The sequence below is a fragment of the Sphingopyxis sp. genome (assembly GCF_965227415.1).
Lineage (GTDB): Bacteria > Pseudomonadota > Alphaproteobacteria > Sphingomonadales > Sphingomonadaceae > Sphingopyxis.
Genome location: NZ_OZ245749.1, coordinates 3,449,519 through 3,465,798, shown reverse-complemented (window position 1 = coordinate 3,465,798; position 16,280 = coordinate 3,449,519). Strand labels below are relative to the sequence as shown.

19 protein-coding genes are annotated in these 16,280 nt (G+C 65.4%); 11 read left to right on the top strand and 8 right to left on the bottom strand.

The genetic code is table 11. From position 1 onward, the window contains the following. Positions 1-340: 340 nt before the first annotated feature. Complete coding sequence (locus ACO055_RS16835) at positions 341-1,234, bottom strand: LysR family transcriptional regulator (protein WP_422059988.1); 894 nt, start codon at positions 1,232-1,234, stop codon at positions 341-343. A 90-nt stretch (positions 1,235-1,324) separates the two neighbouring features. Between ACO055_RS16835 and ACO055_RS16830 the strand changes: the two genes are divergently transcribed. The 7 genes from ACO055_RS16830 (at position 1,325) to ACO055_RS16800 (ending at position 7,072) form a co-directional block, all read left to right on the top strand. Next, the gene (locus tag ACO055_RS16830) at positions 1,325-2,035 is read left to right on the top strand and encodes a CoA transferase subunit A (protein ID WP_422059987.1); all 711 of its coding nucleotides are present in this window, start codon (positions 1,325-1,327) and stop codon (positions 2,033-2,035) included. Beyond that, positions 2,035-2,913, top strand: a complete 879-nt coding sequence (locus tag ACO055_RS16825; protein ID WP_422059986.1) for an HAD family acid phosphatase — start codon at positions 2,035-2,037, stop codon at positions 2,911-2,913. The genes ACO055_RS16830 and ACO055_RS16825 overlap by 1 nt, the downstream gene beginning before the upstream one ends. Next, positions 2,913-3,563 (top strand): CoA transferase subunit B, encoded by a 651-nt coding sequence (locus tag ACO055_RS16820; RefSeq protein ID WP_422062488.1) that lies wholly within the window; start codon positions 2,913-2,915, stop codon positions 3,561-3,563. Before ACO055_RS16825 ends, ACO055_RS16820 begins: the two co-directional genes overlap by 1 nt. After that, positions 3,556-4,005, top strand: coding sequence for a hypothetical protein (locus ACO055_RS16815; RefSeq protein ID WP_422059985.1), 450 nt, complete (start codon positions 3,556-3,558; stop codon positions 4,003-4,005). Before ACO055_RS16820 ends, ACO055_RS16815 begins: the two co-directional genes overlap by 8 nt. Before the next feature lie 79 nt (positions 4,006-4,084). Beyond that, positions 4,085-5,365 carry a serine hydrolase domain-containing protein gene (locus tag ACO055_RS16810; RefSeq protein WP_422059984.1) on the top strand — a complete coding sequence of 427 codons (1,281 nt, stop codon included), beginning with the start codon at positions 4,085-4,087 and terminating at the stop codon, positions 5,363-5,365. A gap of 61 nt (positions 5,366-5,426) precedes the next feature. Next, entirely contained in the window at positions 5,427-6,404 is a 978-nt protein-coding gene (locus ACO055_RS16805) for an NAD-dependent epimerase/dehydratase family protein (protein WP_422059983.1), read from the top strand. Beyond that, complete coding sequence (locus tag ACO055_RS16800) at positions 6,392-7,072, top strand: glutathione S-transferase family protein (RefSeq protein WP_422059982.1); 681 nt, start codon at positions 6,392-6,394, stop codon at positions 7,070-7,072. Before ACO055_RS16805 ends, ACO055_RS16800 begins: the two co-directional genes overlap by 13 nt. Here ACO055_RS16800 and ACO055_RS16795 read toward each other — a convergent pair. Beyond that, entirely contained in the window at positions 7,069-7,587 is a 519-nt protein-coding gene (locus ACO055_RS16795) for a sterol desaturase family protein (protein WP_422059981.1), read from the bottom strand. The genes ACO055_RS16800 and ACO055_RS16795 overlap by 4 nt on opposite strands. 206 nt (positions 7,588-7,793) lie before the next feature. On the opposite strand from ACO055_RS16795, the gene leuC reads away from it, so the two are divergent. The 4 genes from leuC to ACO055_RS16775 all read left to right on the top strand — a co-directional run bounded on the left by leuC (position 7,794) and on the right by ACO055_RS16775 (position 11,294). Continuing rightward, entirely contained in the window at positions 7,794-9,224 is a 1,431-nt protein-coding gene (leuC, locus tag ACO055_RS16790) for a 3-isopropylmalate dehydratase large subunit (protein ID WP_422059980.1), read from the top strand. After that, positions 9,221-9,811 carry a 3-isopropylmalate dehydratase small subunit gene (gene leuD, locus ACO055_RS16785; protein ID WP_422059979.1) on the top strand — a complete coding sequence of 197 codons (591 nt, stop codon included), beginning with the start codon at positions 9,221-9,223 and terminating at the stop codon, positions 9,809-9,811. The genes leuC and leuD overlap by 4 nt, the downstream gene beginning before the upstream one ends. 31 nt (positions 9,812-9,842) lie before the next feature. Further along, entirely contained in the window at positions 9,843-10,838 is a 996-nt protein-coding gene (locus tag ACO055_RS16780; protein WP_422059978.1) for an NADPH:quinone oxidoreductase family protein, read from the top strand. Between the two features lie 159 nt (positions 10,839-10,997). Continuing rightward, positions 10,998-11,294 (top strand): hypothetical protein, encoded by a 297-nt coding sequence (locus tag ACO055_RS16775; RefSeq protein ID WP_422059977.1) that lies wholly within the window; start codon positions 10,998-11,000, stop codon positions 11,292-11,294. Between the two features lie 8 nt (positions 11,295-11,302). Here the strand turns inward: ACO055_RS16775 and ACO055_RS16770 are convergent, their stop codons facing one another. The 6 genes from ACO055_RS16770 to ald form a co-directional block, all read right to left on the bottom strand. Continuing rightward, complete coding sequence (locus ACO055_RS16770; RefSeq protein WP_422059976.1) at positions 11,303-11,938, bottom strand: hypothetical protein; 636 nt, start codon at positions 11,936-11,938, stop codon at positions 11,303-11,305. Beyond that, positions 11,938-13,740 (bottom strand): succinate dehydrogenase flavoprotein subunit, encoded by a 1,803-nt coding sequence (gene sdhA / locus ACO055_RS16765; RefSeq protein ID WP_422059975.1) that lies wholly within the window; start codon positions 13,738-13,740, stop codon positions 11,938-11,940. Before sdhA ends, ACO055_RS16770 begins: the two co-directional genes overlap by 1 nt. A gap of 1 nt (position 13,741) precedes the next feature. Next, positions 13,742-14,146: a succinate dehydrogenase, hydrophobic membrane anchor protein gene (gene sdhD, locus ACO055_RS16760; protein ID WP_422059974.1), complete on the bottom strand. Its 405-nt coding sequence runs from the start codon at positions 14,144-14,146 to the stop codon at positions 13,742-13,744. After that, positions 14,139-14,588: a succinate dehydrogenase, cytochrome b556 subunit gene (gene sdhC / locus ACO055_RS16755; protein ID WP_422059973.1), complete on the bottom strand. Its 450-nt coding sequence runs from the start codon at positions 14,586-14,588 to the stop codon at positions 14,139-14,141. Before sdhC ends, sdhD begins: the two co-directional genes overlap by 8 nt. 314 nt (positions 14,589-14,902) lie before the next feature. After that, the gene (locus ACO055_RS16750; RefSeq protein WP_422059972.1) at positions 14,903-15,136 is read right to left on the bottom strand and encodes a hypothetical protein; all 234 of its coding nucleotides are present in this window, start codon (positions 15,134-15,136) and stop codon (positions 14,903-14,905) included. A 21-nt stretch (positions 15,137-15,157) separates the two neighbouring features. Continuing rightward, positions 15,158-16,273, bottom strand: coding sequence for an alanine dehydrogenase (ald, locus tag ACO055_RS16745; protein WP_422059971.1), 1,116 nt, complete (start codon positions 16,271-16,273; stop codon positions 15,158-15,160). Between the last annotated feature and the right edge of the window lie 7 nt (positions 16,274-16,280).

Genomic DNA, 16,280 nt, shown 5'->3' with positions numbered 1-16,280 from the left:
TAGGGGTGGTTTTCAGCCCTTCGTCATCCCGGACTCGATCCGCGATCCACCGCAGCCCCTGACGTGATGGACCCCGGATCAAGTCCGGATATATCCCATTGGAGCAACGATGTGTTCCCCCGCGCAGGCGGGGGTCCAGCTTCGACGCGAAGCGTCGAAGGGCGCGCTGCCGCACGCGCGCCTTTCCTTGTCGCGGGACCCCCGCCTTCGCGGGGGAACACCCATCCCTTGTCCCAGTGGGATAATCGCCGATCAAGTCCGGGGTGACGATCGAAAAAATCCTCCCCACTTGTGGGAAGGATAGGGATGGCCGCTACCGCTCGTCACCCGGACATTCGGCTCAGGCCGCCGCATCGGCAAGATTCAGCTTTGCCGCACGGTCGAAAATCTGCGCGAGGACAGGCTCGGTATCGGCGACGCGCATCGCGACCTGAAACTCGACAGGCGCCAGCGCGGGCATGCCGCCGATCCGTGTCAGCGCGCCGCTTTCGATCTCGGCGCGCACCATCGGCAGCGGAAAAATGCCGATGCCCCCGCCCGCTTTTGCGATGTCGATCATCGTCCGAGCGTTGTTGCACAGATTGAGCGATTTCTGCGCGATTCTGGACGCCTCGATCGCATCGCGCATCCGGCCATGGATCGGCGAATGGCTGGCGAGCGACCACACGGGGACCTTGACCTCTCCCCCCGCAAACGCCGATGCGATCGCTGGGCTGGCAAGCCAGACCAGCCCCACCGCCCCGATCGGGTGCGTTTTCAGCGCCGGGTGCGCGATCGGCCCTGCGGCAAAGGCGATGTCGGTGCGCCCGGTCAGAAGCTGCTGGATCAGGTTCGCGGTCAGGTCGATTTCGATCTCGAGCCCGACCTGCGGCATGTCGCCCTTCAATTCCGCGACAAAGGCGGGAAGGCAGCTTGCCGCCGCGATCTCGCCCGCACCGATGCGAACGACCCCGCTCGCCTCGCCATATCCACCGCTGCCGAGGAGCGCGACCTGCATGTCGCGAAGCAGCGGATCGCAGTCGCGCACCAGCTTGCGCCCCGCAGCGGTGAGCGACATCGCGCGGCCTTCGCGGCGGAACAGGGCGGTGCCGAGCCTTTGCTCCAGTTCGCGCATCCGCGCCGACACGGTCGGCTGGGTCGTGTTCAGCCGCTCGGCCGCGGCCGAAAACGTGCCCAGACGGTCGATCCAGAGCAGCGTTTCGAGATGATAGAGCGAGACGCGATTGATAGACATTGTTTATGTATAATCGAAAAATAGAACAATTAGAATTGATAGATCAAATGCGCCAAGGTCACGCACGACGCCATTCAGGAGAGCCGTTCCATGGGGAAGAAGCATTATTCCGACGCCGCCGCGGCCCTCGACGGACTGCTCTTTGACGGGATGCAGATTTGCGCGGGCGGGTTCGGCCTGTGCGGCATCCCCGAACGGCTGATCGACGCGATCCGCGACGCGGGGACGAAGGACCTGACGATCGCGAGCAACAATGCCGGGATCGACGGCGAAGGGCTCGGCAAGCTGCTCCGCACGCGCCAGGTGAAAAAGATGATCTCGTCCTATGTCGGCGAGAACAAGGAATTCGAGCGCCAGTATCTGGCAGGCGAGCTCGAGGTCGAATTCTGTCCGCAAGGGACGCTCGCCGAACGCTGCCGTGCCGGCGGCGCAGGCATTCCGGGCTTCTACACCAAGACCGGCGTCGGCACGCTGGTCGCCGAGGGCAAGGAAGTGAAGAATTTCGACGGGCAGGATTATATTCTGGAGCGCGGGATCTTCGCCGACCTCGCGATCATCAAGGGGTGGAAAGCCGACGAGAGCGGCAATCTGATCTTCCGCAAGACCGCGCGCAACTTCAACCAGCCGATGGCGACCGCCGCCAGGATCTGCATCGCCGAGGTCGAGGAAATCGTGCCGACCGGCAGCCTGGACCCCGACGCGATCCACCTGCCGGGTATCTATGTGAAGCGCATGATCGTCGGCGCGCCCTACGACAAGAAGATCGAGTTCCGCACGGTGCGCCCGCGCGAGGCGGCGTGATGCGCGCAGCTCCGCTTGCTGCCGCGCTGCTCCTCGCCGGTTGCGCCAGCGCGCCCGCCGAAGTGGCAACGGCTCCGGTTCCGCCATCCACCCCGGCGCCGGTCGAAGCGGCCAAACCGCCCGCCGCGCTGCAATATCTCTATGGCTCGCCCGAGGCTTCGGTCGCAGTGCGGGCGACCAATGCGCGCATCGCCGACTATGGCGTGGGACGGATCAAGCAACGCCCGCAAGACAGCGTGATCCTTGCCGCCGGTGCGACGATGGACGCCCCGGCGTTCGAACCATGCGGCACCAAGCCCTTTGCCGCGGTGTTCGACGCCGACGAGACCTTGATCTGGAACCTCGGCCCGATGCGGCATTTCGCCGAAAAGGGCACGGCGTTCGATCCAAAGGTCTGGGACCAGTGGGAAAAAACCGGCGCGGGCAAGGCCGTTGCCATGCCGGGCAGCGTCGAGATGGTGAACCGGCTCCGCGCCGCGGGGATCATTGTCATCGCCAACACCAACCGCAGCGCCGGCAATGCGCAGGGCAGCGAGGATACGCTGCGCGCCGCAGGGCTCGGCGAGTTCAAGCATGGCGAGACGTTATTCCTGATGGGCGATGACGCCGGCGGGTCGAGCAAGGATCCGCGCCGCGCGACGATCGCGTCGAAATATTGCGTGATCATCCTCGGCGGCGACCAGCTCGGCGATTTCAGCCAACAGTTCAACGTCCGGGATTTGCCCGCCGCGCAGCGCATGGCGCTCGCCACCAGCGCCGCCGCCGCCACATTGTGGGACAAGGGCTGGTTCCTGTTCCCCAACCCCGTCTATGGCCCGTGGGAAAAACTGGGCTGGGACGACGCCTTCCCCTCCGACAAGCAATGGGAGCCGAAATGATGGCCCAAGACACCAAAGGCTGGACCCGCGATGACATGGCGGCGCGTGCCGCGAAGGAGCTGCAGGACGGCTATTACGTCAACCTGGGCATCGGCATCCCGACGCTGGTCGCGAACCATATCCCCGAAGGAATGACGGTGACTCTCCAGTCGGAGAACGGCATGCTGGGCATCGGCCCCTTCCCGCTCGAAGGCGACGAAGACGCCGACCTGATCAACGCGGGCAAGCAGACGATCAGCGAGCTGCCGCAATCGGCCTATTTCTCCTCGGCAGACAGTTTCGCGATGATCCGCGGCGGCCATATCGACCTCACTGTCCTGGGCGCGATGGAGATTGCCGAGAATGGCGACATCGCCAACTGGATGATCCCGGGCAAGATGATCAAGGGCATGGGCGGCGCGATGGACCTGGTCGCCGGGGTCAAGAAGATCATCGTCGTGATGGAACACAACGCCAAGGACGGCAGCCCCAAGTTCATCCCCGCGTGCACGCTGCCGCTGACCGGCAAGAATGTCGTCGACATGATCATCACCGACCTCGCAGTTTTCAAGCGCGCGGACCATGACAGCCCGTTCAAGCTGATCGAGCTCGCGCCGGGGGTGACGGCAGACGAGGTCGCCGAAAAGACCACGGCGCATTATATTGCCTGACCTCGCGGCGAGCCCCGGCACCAGCTGGCTGATCGTCGGCGGGTGTTTGTCGGCGGTCGCGGCGCTTCTGCATATCGGATGCATCGTCGGCGGACCCGACTGGTACCGCTTCTTCGGCGCCGGCGAAGGCATGGCACGCGCCGCGGCGCGCGGCGACTGGCGGCCAACGCTGATCACATTGGTCATCGCCGCGGTGCTGTTCGGGTGGGCCGCCTATGCCTTCGCGGGCGCCGGGTGGCTGCCGCGCCTGCCGCTGCTGCGGACCGGACTGGTGGCGATCACGGCGGTCTATCTGCTCCGCGGGCTGCTGTTCGTCCCCTTCAACCTCTGGCGCCCGCAATATGACAGCGGCTTTGCCATCTGGTCGTCGCTGATCGTCCTGGCTTTCGGCGCCGTCCATGCCGTCGGCACGATCCGCGCGTGGCCGTATCTCGCACCCTGAACCATCGTGGGGGTGACGGCAGGGAAAGCCGCGGCTAAGACGGCCGCCACATAAGAGGTCGCAAGCCAGTCACGGGTCCATGCAGCGCGTTTTTACTTTTCTGATCGCAATTCTCGCGCTGGGTTTGGCGGGCTGGTTCGGTTTTCGCGCCGCCCGCGGCGACCATCCGCTTGCCAGCGTCGCGATCCCGTTCAAGGCCGCCGAGAATCTGCCCGATACGCCCGCCGAATGGCGCGGCCGGATCGACTATCGCACGCTCGACCGGCAACTGACCGATCTGTCGCGGCGGCCCGAAATGGCGGGATTGGCCGTGGCGGTCGTCGAAGACGGCAAGCTCAGCTTCGTGCGCACCTATGGCGTCGCCGACAAGTCGACCGGAGCGCCGGTGACGCCGCAGACGCTGTTCCGCTGGGCCTCGGTTTCCAAGACCGCGACGGGCACGCTCGCCGCCGCGCTGGCGAATGACGGCGCGCTCGATCTCAACCGTCCGCTCTCGCGCTGGCGCACCTCGCTGCGCCTGCCCGGCGGCGCCGAGGAGCGGGTGACGCTGGACGATCTGCTCGCGCAGCGCACCGGCCTCACCAAAAATGCCTATGACGAGAAGCTGGAGGAGGGGCAGAGTCCCCAGCTTTTGCGCGCCAGCCTGGCGCTTGCACCGCTGCAATGCGAGCCCGGCACGTGCCACACCTATCAGAATGTCGCGTTCGACACGGCGAGCGAGATATTGGGCGCGGCGGCGAACGAGATTTTCGCCGATGCCGTCGAGGATCGCTTTTTCCGCCCGCTCGGCATGGCGAGTGCGGGGTACGGGATGGAGCGGCTGACGAGCGCCAAGGACTGGGCCCGGCCGCACCGCGGCGCACAGGTCCGGCCGGTCAAGGAGGCCTATTGGCGCGTTCCCGCCGCTGCGGGCGTCGAAAGCGACATCGTCGATTTCGCCACATGGATGCAGGCGATGATGGGCGACCGCCCCGATGTGCTGCCGAAGTCGGTGTTGCAAATTGCCCATCGCCCCCGCGTCGCGACGGCGCGGCTCTATAGCGGTGCCTTGCGGCAGGCCATCGGCGACGCTTCCTATGGCCTGGGCTGGCGGAGCTTCACCTATGGCGGCGACAGGCTGGAAGGCCATTCGGGGGCGGTGTCGGGCTATCGCGCGACGATGATTTTCGAGCCGGCGACGCGGACCGGCGTAGTCGTGATGTGGAACAGCGATTGGGGATTGCCCTTTCGCATCCCGTTCGCGGCGATCGACAGCTATCACAAGCGCGAGGACGCAGGCTGGCTCGACCTGAGCGCGCTGCCTCCCGCGGCGGGGGACACGGCTGCCGTCACGCCAAGGCCCGCGGACCCAAAGGGGTAACGACCCTTGCCGCCGCATCGGCTGTCTGTTTATCAGGCGCGTCGAGGAAGGAGCAGAATCGATGCGCATATTGCTGACCGGATCGTCGGGATGGCTCGGCCGCAGTCTTGCTCCGCTGCTGGCGCGAAACGGACATGAGATCACCGGGCTCGACGTCGTGCCCGGCGCGGATACGCAAGTGATCGGCACCGTCGCCGACCGCGCCCTGATCGACCGGACGATGGGCATCCACGGCATCGAGGCGATCATCCACGGCGGCGCGTTGCACAAGCCCGACATCATCCGCTATCCGCGGCAGGCGTTCGTCGACGTCAATGTCAGCGGCACGCTGAACCTGATCGAGGCCGCGGTCGCGGCGGGCAACGACCGCTTCCTTTTCACCTCGACCACCTCGCTGATGGTGCGCGCCGATGTGCGCGACGGTGCAGGCGACGCGGGCGCGTGGTGGATGGACGAGGATTTCGGCCCGATCGAGCCGCGCAACATCTATGGCATCACCAAGCTGGCCGCCGAACAGGCGTGCCGGCTGGTGCACCGCGACCATGGCATCGCCGCCCTGATCCTGCGCACCGGGCGGTTCTTCCCCGAAGATGACGACACGCATGCGCTGCCCAGCGGGCCGAACCTCAAGGCCAACGAACTGCTCAACCGCCGCCTGACGGTCGAGGATGCGGCCGCGGCGCATCTCGCCGCGCTGGAGGCCGCACCGCAGATCGGATGCGACACTTTCATCCTGTCGGCCCCGCCGCCGTTCCTGCGCGCCGAGGCCGACGAACTTGCCCGCGATGCGCCAGCAGTGATTGCACGCCACCATCCCGACGCTGCCGACCTTTATGCCGCGAAAGGCTGGACGCTGCCCCCGACCATCGACCGCGTCTATGACCCGTCGCGCGCCGAGCGACGCTTCGGCTGGCGCGCCGCGACCGATTTCGGCAGCGTGCTGACGGCACTCCGCGACGGCGCCGAGCTGCCCTTTGCCCATGATCCCGATTACACCTCCCCCATCGCCCGACAGGAGCGCGACGCATGTATGTGCTGATCACCGCCAACCGCAATTATTCGAGCTGGTCGCTCCGCCCCTGGATACTGATGCAGGGGCTCGGCATCGCGTTCGACGATCGCATCGAACCCTTTGCCCAGCCGGTCAATTATGATGCCTTCCGCAGCTTCTCGCCCACCGGGCAAGTTCCCGCGCTTCTCCACGACGGCCGCACCATCCATGATTCGCTCGGCATTGCGCTCTATCTGGCCGACCGCCACGACGGTGTCTGGCCCGCCGACGCCGACGCGCGCGCCTGGGCGCAATGCGCCACCGCCGAGATGCACAGCGGCTTTTCGGCGCTGCGCAACGATTGCACGATGAACGTCGGGGTGCGCGTGACGCCGAAGCCGATGTCGGCAGCGCTGTCGGCCAATGTCGCGCGCCTTCGCGAATTGTTCGAGGACGGCCTCAAAAAATTCGGCGGCCCCTGGCTTGCCGGCGACCGCTTCAGCGCAGTCGATGCCTTTTTCGCGCCGGTCGCGTTCCGCATCCGCACCTATGGCCTCGACGTCGGCGCCGGACAAACGTGGGTCGACCATATCCTGGCGCATCCCGCGATGGTCGAATGGGAACGGCAGGCACTGCTGGAGGCATGGCGCGAGGAAAGCCATGAGGTCGAGCTCGCGGCCGCGGGTGTGGTCACGGCGGATTATCGGACGGGCTAGTCGGCGAGCGCTTCGCGCACCACAGCGATCCCCGCTTCGCGCTGCACCTTCAATTCGGCCTTCAGCTTCGCGGGATCGCGCGTGAACACGAAGCCGAAGCTGACGCCGCCCTCCTTGCCGACCGTCGCGTGGTGGAGCTTGTGCGCCTGCACCAGCCGCTTCGCATAGCCGCGCCGCGGCACCCAGCGGAAATACCGCTGATGGACCAGCCCGTCGTGCACCAGCGTGTAGATGATGCCATAGAATAATATGCCGAGCCCGATCCACGTCCCCGGCTCCCACGCCGCGGCGCCCATGATCATCGGACTGCCCGCCGCGAACATCGAAATACTCGCCGCGGCCCCGAAAATCGCGAACAGGTCGTTCTTTTCGAGCAGCCTGTCATGCGGCTCGTGATGGTCGCGGTGCCAGGCCCAGCCGAAGCCGTGCATGATATATCTGTGGCTCGCCCACGCGACCCCCTCCATCGCGGCGACGGTGGCAAGGATGAGCAGGGTGATGGCGAGTGGCGACATGGCCGGGATCATAGGCTTTTTGCGTGCCTGAAACCATCTCCCGTCTTTCGTCATGCCGGACTTGATCCGGCATCCACCCCACCACCGGACATGGACCCGGATCAAGTCCGGGGTGACGAACGGGAAGGTGCGAACAACGCGACCGAAAATTGCGCTTTTGTGTCCCTCTCGCTTGCATTGTTATGCCACGGGCTTAAGTGAACCGCATGACTCGCCCCCGCACCCTGTATGAGAAAATCTGGGACGCGCATGTTGTCGAACAGCGCCCCGACGGCACCTGCCTGATCTTCATCGACCGCCACCTCGTCCATGAGGTCACCAGCCCGCAGGCGTTCGCCGGGCTTCGTGCGAGCGGGCGCACGGTGCGCCGCCCCGACCTGACGCTGGCGGTGCCCGACCACAATCTGCCGACGACGGCGCGCAAGGATGCGGCGGGCAACCGGCTGCCGATCGCCGACGCCGAAAGCGCCGCGCAATTGGCGGCGCTCGAAACCAATGCCCCCGAATATGGTATCCGCTATATCGATGCGGTCGCACCCGAGCAGGGCATCGTCCATGTCGTCGGTCCCGAGCAGGGCTTTTCGCTGCCCGGCACCACGATCGTCTGCGGCGACAGCCACACCGCGTGCCACGGCGGCATCGGCGCGCTTGCCTTCGGCATCGGGACGAGCGAGGTCGAGCATGTGCTGGCAACGCAAACGCTGTTGCTGCAGCCCGCGAAGACGATGGAAGTGCGCGTCGAGGGCGAGGTCGGCCCCGGCGTCACCGCGAAGGACATCATCCTCCACATCACCGGCACGATCGGCGCCGCGGGCGGCACCGGCCATGTCATCGAATATACCGGCAGCGCGATCCGCGCGCTGTCGGTCGAAGGCCGCCTGACCGTCAGCAACATGGCGATCGAAGGCGGCGCACGCGCCGGGCTGATCGCGCCCGATGCGACGACCTTCGCATATCTCAAAGGCCGTCCCTATGCGCCGAAGGGTGCCGACTGGGACGCCGCAGTCGATTATTGGCAGAGCCTCGCGACCGATCCGGGCGCGACATACGACAAGACCGTCGTGATCGACGCCGCCGATATCGCGCCCAGCGTCACCTGGGGCACCAGCCCCGAAGATGTCGTCCCGATCACCGGCGTGGTGCCCGATCCCGCCAGCTTTGCCGACCCGTCGAAACAGGTCGCGGCCGCGAAATCGCTCGCTTACATGGGCCTTGAGCCCGGCACGCGGATGCAGGACGTGCCGATCGAGAATATCTTCATCGGCAGCTGCACCAACAGCCGCATCGAGGACATGCGCGCCGCCGCCGCGATCGTCAAAGGCCGCAAGAAGGCGCCGGGCGTCAAATGGGCGATCGTCGTCCCGGGATCGGGGCTGGTGAAAGCGCAGGCCGAGGCCGAAGGGCTCGACCGTATCTTCCTCGACGCCGGCCTCGAATGGCGCGAGCCCGGCTGTTCGGCGTGCCTGGCGATGAACCCCGACAAGGTGCCCGCCGGCGAACGCTGTGCGAGCACGAGCAACCGCAACTTCGTCGGCCGCCAGGGGCCCGGAAGCCGCACGCACCTCGTCAGCCCCGCGATGGCGGCGGCCGCGGCGGTGACCGGCAAGCTGACCGATGTCCGTGAGCTGATGGCATGACCCCGATCGAGAAGGTCGAGGGCCGCGCGATTCCGTTCGGGCTGAAAAATGTCGATACCGACGTCATCATCCCGGCGCATTGGCTCAAGACCACGACACGCGACGGCATGGGCAAGGGAGCGTTCGAGACGCTGCGCGCCGATCCCGACAATCTGTTCGACAGCGCCGAATATAAAGGCGCGCCGATCCTGATCGCGGGCGACAATTTCGGATGCGGGTCGAGCCGCGAGCACGCTGCCTGGGCGCTCGGCGATCTGGGCATCCGCGTCGTGATCGCGCCCTCCTACTCGGACATCTTCTCGGGCAATGCGGTAAAGAACGGCATTCTGCCCGTCGTGCTGCCACAGGCGGCGATCGACCGGCTGATGGAGGTCGCGCGGACCGATCCGGTCCACGTCGATCTCGACACGCAGACAGTCACCACACCGTTCCAGGACCGGTTCACGTTCGACATCGATCCGTTCCGCAAGATGTGCCTGCTCGAAGGGCTCGACGAAATTTCGCTGACCGAAAAGAGCGATGCCGCGATCGGCGCCTATGAGACGAAGCTCGACGCCGACCGTCCCTGGATGCGCCCCGCGGCGTAAGGCTGGAAAAAACACCATAAAGGAGAAGATGATGAAGGCTCTTTTGTCGACGGCCACCGGCGGCCCCGAAACCCTGACCCTGGGCGAATTGCCGCGCCCGACCGCGGGCAAGGGCCAGCTCGTCATCGATGTGAAGGCCTGCGCGGTCAATTTCCCCGACGTGCTGATCATCGAGGATAAATATCAGTTCCGCCCCGAACGCCCCTTTGCCCCCGGCGGCGAAGTCGCGGGGCTGGTCGCCGAAGTCGGCGACGGTGTGACCGAGTTCAAGGTCGGCGATCGCGTCATCGCCGGCTGCGGCAATGGCGGCATGTCCGAAGCCGTCGCGGTTGGCGCGCACAACGTCTATCATCTTCCCGAAGAGCATGACTTTGCCGAGGGTGCGTCGCTGCTGATGACCTATGGCACGAGCATCCATGCCCTGATCGATCGCGGGCATATTCAGGAAGGCGATACGCTGCTGGTGCTGGGCGCTTCGGGCGGAGTCGGCATCGCCGCGGTCGAGCTTGGCAAGGCGTTCGGCGCGCGCGTCGTCGCCGGCGTATCGAGCGAAGAAAAGGCCGAAATCGCACGCCAGGCCGGCGCCGACGAGGTGGTCGTCTATGGCCGCCAGCCGTTCGACAAGGATGCCTCGAAAGCGCTGGCCGAAACCTTCAAGGCCGCGGTCGGCCCCAACGGCGCGAACGTCATTTATGACGCCGTCGGCGGCGACTATGCCGAGCCGGCGCTGCGCTCGATCGCCTGGGAGGGCCGCTATCTCGTCGTCGGCTTCCCCGCCGGCATCCCGCGCCTGCCGCTCAACCTGACCCTGCTCAAGAGCTGCGACGTTGCGGGCGTCTTCTGGGGCGCGTTCGTTGCCCGCGAACCGGTGCGCAACCGCGCCAACATCGCGCGGCTGTTCCAGCTGTGGGAACAGGGCAAGATCAAGCCGCGCGTCACCGGAACCTATAGCCTGGCAGACGGCGGCCAAGCGATTGCCAAGCTGGGTGACCGCACCGCGGTCGGCAAGCTGGTCGTCACGATCTGACAGGTCCGCGCCGACCGCCGCGCCGCGTGCGCCGGCGGGACGGCGCGGGGCGCGACAGCGCGGGTCCGATGCGACATTTCCGACCGTCCGGTTAACCCTTTATCAGGGCATCGCCGCTTATGGTGAGATCCGGACTATAGGGACCGCAAGGTATTCGCGATGGGGAATCACCGCTCGAACGATGATGCACAAGCCGCGAGTCTCGCGAACATTTCGCGTACCCGCCGCGCGCAGCTCGTCGCCGAGTTCGAAGGCGAACTCGGCATCGATCACAAAGCCCGCGCGCTCGCCGCTTATGAAGCCAAGCGCTGGGAAGTGATCAAGACGATCATCGTCTGGACGATCGCGGTCATGTTCTTCGCCATCGCCTGCCACCGGCTGTGGGTCATGGGTCAGGATGTCGACGAGCCCTTCTCCGACCTCAATCCGATCCAGAGCATCTTCGGCAAGGAATAAACCGGGAGTTAAGGTTTGGCCGCGCCGCGCAAATTTGCCGGTACAGCGCTTTTCCCCAGCGAATCCGGAAAGAAGATGCCGGTCGGCACTTCAGGCGCATAATAGATCGCCCGCATCACGAGTTTCTTTGTTCCGTCACGGCCCGTGATGGTCGCGCCGAGGAGCGCGCCGTCGGGCGCGACGTCATAGGTCCGGATATTCTCTGCGTCGATGACGACGAGATGCGTCGTCGGTCCGAAACGGGTCTGCCGCTTGCCGTCAAGCCTGGCCGACAACATCGTGGAATTTGCCTGCACACCGCACGCCGCGCGTGCCACGCTCGCGTCCTGGACGATTTTCACCGTCGCCAGATTCAGATAGGTGCCCGTCATCGCCTCGCAGTCGGCGAAGAGGCGGTCGCGAGGGGTTTCGACGCGATGATGAATGCCGTCGTGAAATTCGGCGCCCCATTCGCGGATCCGGGTCCCGTCGGGATGATAAACAAGATTGGACGAAACGACCGTATAGGTCGCGCGCGTTTCGCGAGTCAGCGCGATCAGAGCCCTGGCTTCGATCGGCGATGCGGTGACTTCAGAAGCGCCGGCGCTAAGCCAACCGGCCGCCACGAGCACCGCAAGCAGGCCCGCAGCCGCCTTTGCCTGCATCAGTAAACGCGCGCCTTCGGCTTGATATATTCGGCGTCGTCCGACAGCGTATATTCGTGGACCGGACGGTAATCGAGGCGGACGCCGCCGCCCTTGCCGCCCCAGCCGTCGAACCAGCTGATCGAATGCTTCATCCACTTCTTGTCGTCGCGGTTCGGGAAATCCTCGTGCGCGTGGGCGCCGCGGCTTTCCTTGCGATTGAACGCCGAATGCATCGTCACCGTCGCCTGGCTGATCAGATTGTCGAGCTCGAGCGTTTCGATGAGGTCGGTGTTCCAGATCAGGCTGCGGTCGGTGACCTGAATGTCATTCATCCGCTGATAGGTCTTGGCGAGCTTGTCCTTGCCTTCGGCCATCAGTTCGTCGGTGCGGAACACCGCGGCGTGCGCCGACATAGCGCGCTGCATCTCGAGCCGGACTTCGGCGGTCGGCGACCCGCCGCTCGCATGGCGGAAATGGTCGAGACGACCAAGCGCGAGGTCGGCGCTGTCTGTTGGCAGCGGCTGCTGCGCGACGCCGGGCTTGATGATGTCGCGCAGGCGATGACCGGTCGCGCGGCCGAACACGACCAGATCGATCAGGCTGTTCGAACCGAGCCGGTTCGCGCCGTGGACCGAGACGCAAGCAGCCTCGCCGACCGCGAACAGGCCGGGGACGACGGCGTCGGGGTTGCCGTCCTTCAGCGTGACGACTTCACCGTGATAGTTACAGGGGATGCCGCCCATATTATAATGAACCGTCGGCACGACCGGCAGCGGCTGGCGGGTCAAATCGACGCCGGCGAAAATCTTGCCGCTTTCGGTGATGCCCGGCAGGCGTTCGTGGAGCACCGCGGGATCGATATGATCGAGGTGCAGGTAAATATGGTCCTTGTGCGGGCCGACGCCACGGCCTTCGCGGATTTCGAGCGCCATCGAGCGCGACACGACGTCGCGCGACGCCAGATCCTTCGCCGACGGGGCATAGCGTTCCATGAACCGCTCGCCCTCGGAGTTGGTGAGATAGCCGCCCTCGCCGCGCGCGCCTTCGGTGATCAGCACGCCCGCGCCATAGATGCCGGTCGGGTGGAACTGGACGAATTCCATGTCCTGCAAAGGCAGGCCGGCGCGCAGCACCATGCCACCACCGTCGCCGGTGCAGGTATGCGCCGAGGTCGCGGTGAAATAGGCGCGGCCATAACCGCCGGTCGCCAGTACAACGGCCTGGCTGCGGAAGCGGTGGATGCTGCCATCCTCCATGCACAGCGCGATCACGCCGCGGCACGCGCCATTTTCCATGATCAGGTCGAGCGCGAAATATTCGATGAAAAAGTCGGCGTCATATTTCAGCGACTGCTGATAGAGCGCGTGCAGCATCGCGTGACCGGTACGGTCGGCCGCGGCGCAGGTGCGCTGGACCGGCGGACCTTCACCCATATTCTGCATATGGCCACCGAACGGGCGCTGATAGATCGTCCCGTCCTGGTTGCGGCTGAACGGCACGCCGGCATGTTCGAGTTCGTAAACCGCCTGCGGCGCTTCGCGCACCATATATTCGATCGCATCCTGGTCGCCGAGCCAGTCGGAGCCCTTGACGGTGTCGTACATATGCCATTGCCAATGGTCGGGCGAATTGTTGCCAAGGCTGGCGGCAATCCCGCCCTGCGCCGCAACGGTGTGGCTGCGCGTCGGGAACACCTTGGTAATGCAGGCCGTCTTGAGCCCCGCTTCGGCGCTGCCCATCGTGGCGCGCAGGCCGGAGCCGCCGGCACCGACGACGACCGTGTCATAGATATGGTCGATGATCTTGTAGGATTCGGTCATGTCACATGCCCCCCGGAGCGAGCCCAGCGGGCGCCAGAGCGATGCGGACAATAGCGAAGATGCCGAATGCGGCGCCGCCGATCGCATAGAAATTGAGGATCACCAGCGACAGCAGCTTGACCGCTTCGCCATGAACATAGTCCTCGATCATCACTTGCAGCCCGAGCCGGAAGTGCCAGAACACGCTGATCACGAGCAGGATCAGCGCGAGCGCGACCGTCGGGTTCGCGGCCCAACGCTGGACGGCGCCATGATCGGACAGCGGCAAGCGGATCAGCGAAACGAAGAACCAGGTGACGAGCAGGATGTTGCCCAGCGCGGTCAGCCGCTGTTGCAGCCAATGCTGCGAACCGTGATGCGAGGACCCGAGCCCGCGGACCCGGCCAAGGCGCGTACCATTACCCATGAAGCGCCTCCTTCGCGATGTAGAGCCATGTCGCGGCGGTCGCGAAGAGCGCCCCGACGAATACGGCGACCGACCAGAGCTTGTTGGTCTTGAGCTCGTAACCCGCGCCGATATCGAGGACGAAGTGGCGAAGCCCCGAGAAAAGATGCTGGAAAAAGGCCCAGCTCAGCCCGACGAGCACGACCTTGCCAAGGATATTGGTGACCATGTGAAAGGTGCCCGCTTCGGGGCTGGGATCGTGCCAGACGCAGGCGACGAACGCCGCATAGGCATCGGGCCCCGCCGCGATCGCGCCGAGCCACCAGAGGAACAGCAACGCCCCGACGATCGCCAGCCCGTCGCCGGTGATGCGATGGAAGATCGAGACCGCCATCGAGGGCGCCCATTTATACACCTGAAGGTGCGGCGAGAGCGGTCGCCCGCTCGTTTCCTTGCCAGCCATATCAGCCCCGTTTCCTGACTCTGTCGGTCGATGGGCGCCGGTTTAGCGCCCTAGCCGCGATATGCAATTGCTTAGGGGACGGTAAGCGAACAATTTACAGGCTTGATCCGCAATTGTGCCACTGTGACAAGGAAGGGGTGTTCCCCCGCGAAGGCGGAGGTCCAGCGACAAGGAACGACGCGCGCAGCAGTGCGCCCTTTGACGCGTCTCATCGCTGCTGGACCCCCGCCTTCGCGGGGGAACACAGACTTGCTCCAATGGGATGACGAAGGTAGGTGGCGCGGAGGTTGCGCGACCCTCCGTCAGCCGGTGCGTCACTTCAGTTTGTCGCGGTTCGCATAGAGCAACGCGGCAAGAACGGCGGCCGAGCCGACACCGATGCCGGCGGCGGCCTTCCAGCCGATCTTCTTGCCGCCTGCGCCCTTCGCCGCCGCTTCGCGGTCGGCAGCTTCGGTCGCCTCGGCGGCTTCCTTTTGCGCCTGAAGCTCGCGCGCAGCGCGCAGAACTTCATTTTCACCTTCGTCTTGCGGCGGCACTGGCTCGGTCATGATCTAGCTAAGTCCTTGTTATCAGGCGAGTGCCTGATCGACAGGCACATAGTCGGTTCCTACCGCTTCGGCGACGGCTTCGAACGTCACCTTACCATTCCAGACGTTGAGTCCCTGCGCAAGGTGCACGTCGCGTTTCAGCGCTTCTTTCCAGCCGAGGTCGGCGATACGCAGCGCATGCGGCAGCGTGACGTTGTTGAGCGCGTAGGTGCTGGTGCGCGCGACGCCGCCCGGCATGTTGGCGACGGCATAATGAACGATACCGTCGACGACATAGGTCGGTTCCGCGTGGGTCGTCGCGTGACTGGTCTCGAAACAGCCGCCTTGGTCGATCGCAACGTCGACGAGCACCGATCCCGCCTGCATCGTCTTCAGCATGTCGCGCGTCACGAGCTTCGGCGCCTCGGCGCCGGGGATCAGCACCGCGCCGATCACCAGGTCGGCCTCGGCAACGCATTCGGCCAGGTTGGCGCGGTTCGAGAAGCGTGTCTTGGCGCGCGCCTCGAAGAAAGTGCCGACGCGTTCGAGCACTTCGGGGTCGCGGTCGAGGATCGTAACGTCGGCGCCAAGCCCGGCGGCCATCTGCGCCGCGTTGAAACCGACGACGCCGCCGCCGATCACGCAGACCTTGCCCGGCGCAACGCCCGGCACGCCGCCGAGCAGCACGCCGCGTCCGCCATGCGCCTTTTCCAGCGCGGTCGCGCCGGCCTGGATCGACATGCGGCCCGCGACCTGGCTCATCGGCTTCAGCAGCGGCAGGCCGCCGTGCGGGCTGGTCACGGTTTCATAGGCGATGCACACCGCGCCCGATTTCATCAGGTCGCGCGTCTGTTCGGGATCGGGCGCGAGGTGAAGATAGGTATAGAGGATCTGGCCGGGGCGCAGCATCGCGCGCTCGACCGGCTGCGGTTCCTTGACCTTCACGACCATGTCGCAGGTCGCGAAAATCTCTTCGGCGGTCTGCACGATCTCGGCGCCCGCCTCGACATAATAGCGGTCGTGCGCGCCGATGCCCGCGCCCGCGCCGGTCTGAACCAGCACGCGGTGGCCGTGCGCGTGCAGTTCGCGCGCGCTCTCGGGGGTCAGCCCGACGCGATATTCGTGATTCTTGATTTCCTTGGGGGTGCCGATGATCATCTTCGCT

Coding starts and splice junctions, on each gene's coding strand:
- ACO055_RS16835 (WP_422059988.1), bottom strand. CDS start 1,234: ATGTCTATCAATCGCGTCTCGCTCTATCATCTCGAAACGCTGCTCTGG.
- ACO055_RS16830 (WP_422059987.1), top strand. CDS start 1,325: ATGGGGAAGAAGCATTATTCCGACGCCGCCGCGGCCCTCGACGGACTG.
- ACO055_RS16825 (WP_422059986.1), top strand. CDS start 2,035: ATGCGCGCAGCTCCGCTTGCTGCCGCGCTGCTCCTCGCCGGTTGCGCC.
- ACO055_RS16820 (WP_422062488.1), top strand. CDS start 2,913: ATGGCCCAAGACACCAAAGGCTGGACCCGCGATGACATGGCGGCGCGT.
- ACO055_RS16810 (WP_422059984.1), top strand. CDS start 4,085: ATGCAGCGCGTTTTTACTTTTCTGATCGCAATTCTCGCGCTGGGTTTG.
- ACO055_RS16805 (WP_422059983.1), top strand. CDS start 5,427: ATGCGCATATTGCTGACCGGATCGTCGGGATGGCTCGGCCGCAGTCTT.
- ACO055_RS16800 (WP_422059982.1), top strand. CDS start 6,392: ATGTATGTGCTGATCACCGCCAACCGCAATTATTCGAGCTGGTCGCTC.
- ACO055_RS16795 (WP_422059981.1), bottom strand. CDS start 7,587: ATGTCGCCACTCGCCATCACCCTGCTCATCCTTGCCACCGTCGCCGCG.
- leuC (WP_422059980.1), top strand. CDS start 7,794: ATGACTCGCCCCCGCACCCTGTATGAGAAAATCTGGGACGCGCATGTT.
- leuD (WP_422059979.1), top strand. CDS start 9,221: ATGACCCCGATCGAGAAGGTCGAGGGCCGCGCGATTCCGTTCGGGCTG.
- ACO055_RS16780 (WP_422059978.1), top strand. CDS start 9,843: ATGAAGGCTCTTTTGTCGACGGCCACCGGCGGCCCCGAAACCCTGACC.
- ACO055_RS16775 (WP_422059977.1), top strand. CDS start 10,998: ATGGGGAATCACCGCTCGAACGATGATGCACAAGCCGCGAGTCTCGCG.
- ACO055_RS16770 (WP_422059976.1), bottom strand. CDS start 11,938: ATGCAGGCAAAGGCGGCTGCGGGCCTGCTTGCGGTGCTCGTGGCGGCC.
- sdhA (WP_422059975.1), bottom strand. CDS start 13,740: ATGACCGAATCCTACAAGATCATCGACCATATCTATGACACGGTCGTC.
- sdhD (WP_422059974.1), bottom strand. CDS start 14,146: ATGGGTAATGGTACGCGCCTTGGCCGGGTCCGCGGGCTCGGGTCCTCG.
- sdhC (WP_422059973.1), bottom strand. CDS start 14,588: ATGGCTGGCAAGGAAACGAGCGGGCGACCGCTCTCGCCGCACCTTCAG.
- ACO055_RS16750 (WP_422059972.1), bottom strand. CDS start 15,136: ATGACCGAGCCAGTGCCGCCGCAAGACGAAGGTGAAAATGAAGTTCTG.
- ald (WP_422059971.1), bottom strand. CDS start 16,273: ATGATCATCGGCACCCCCAAGGAAATCAAGAATCACGAATATCGCGTC.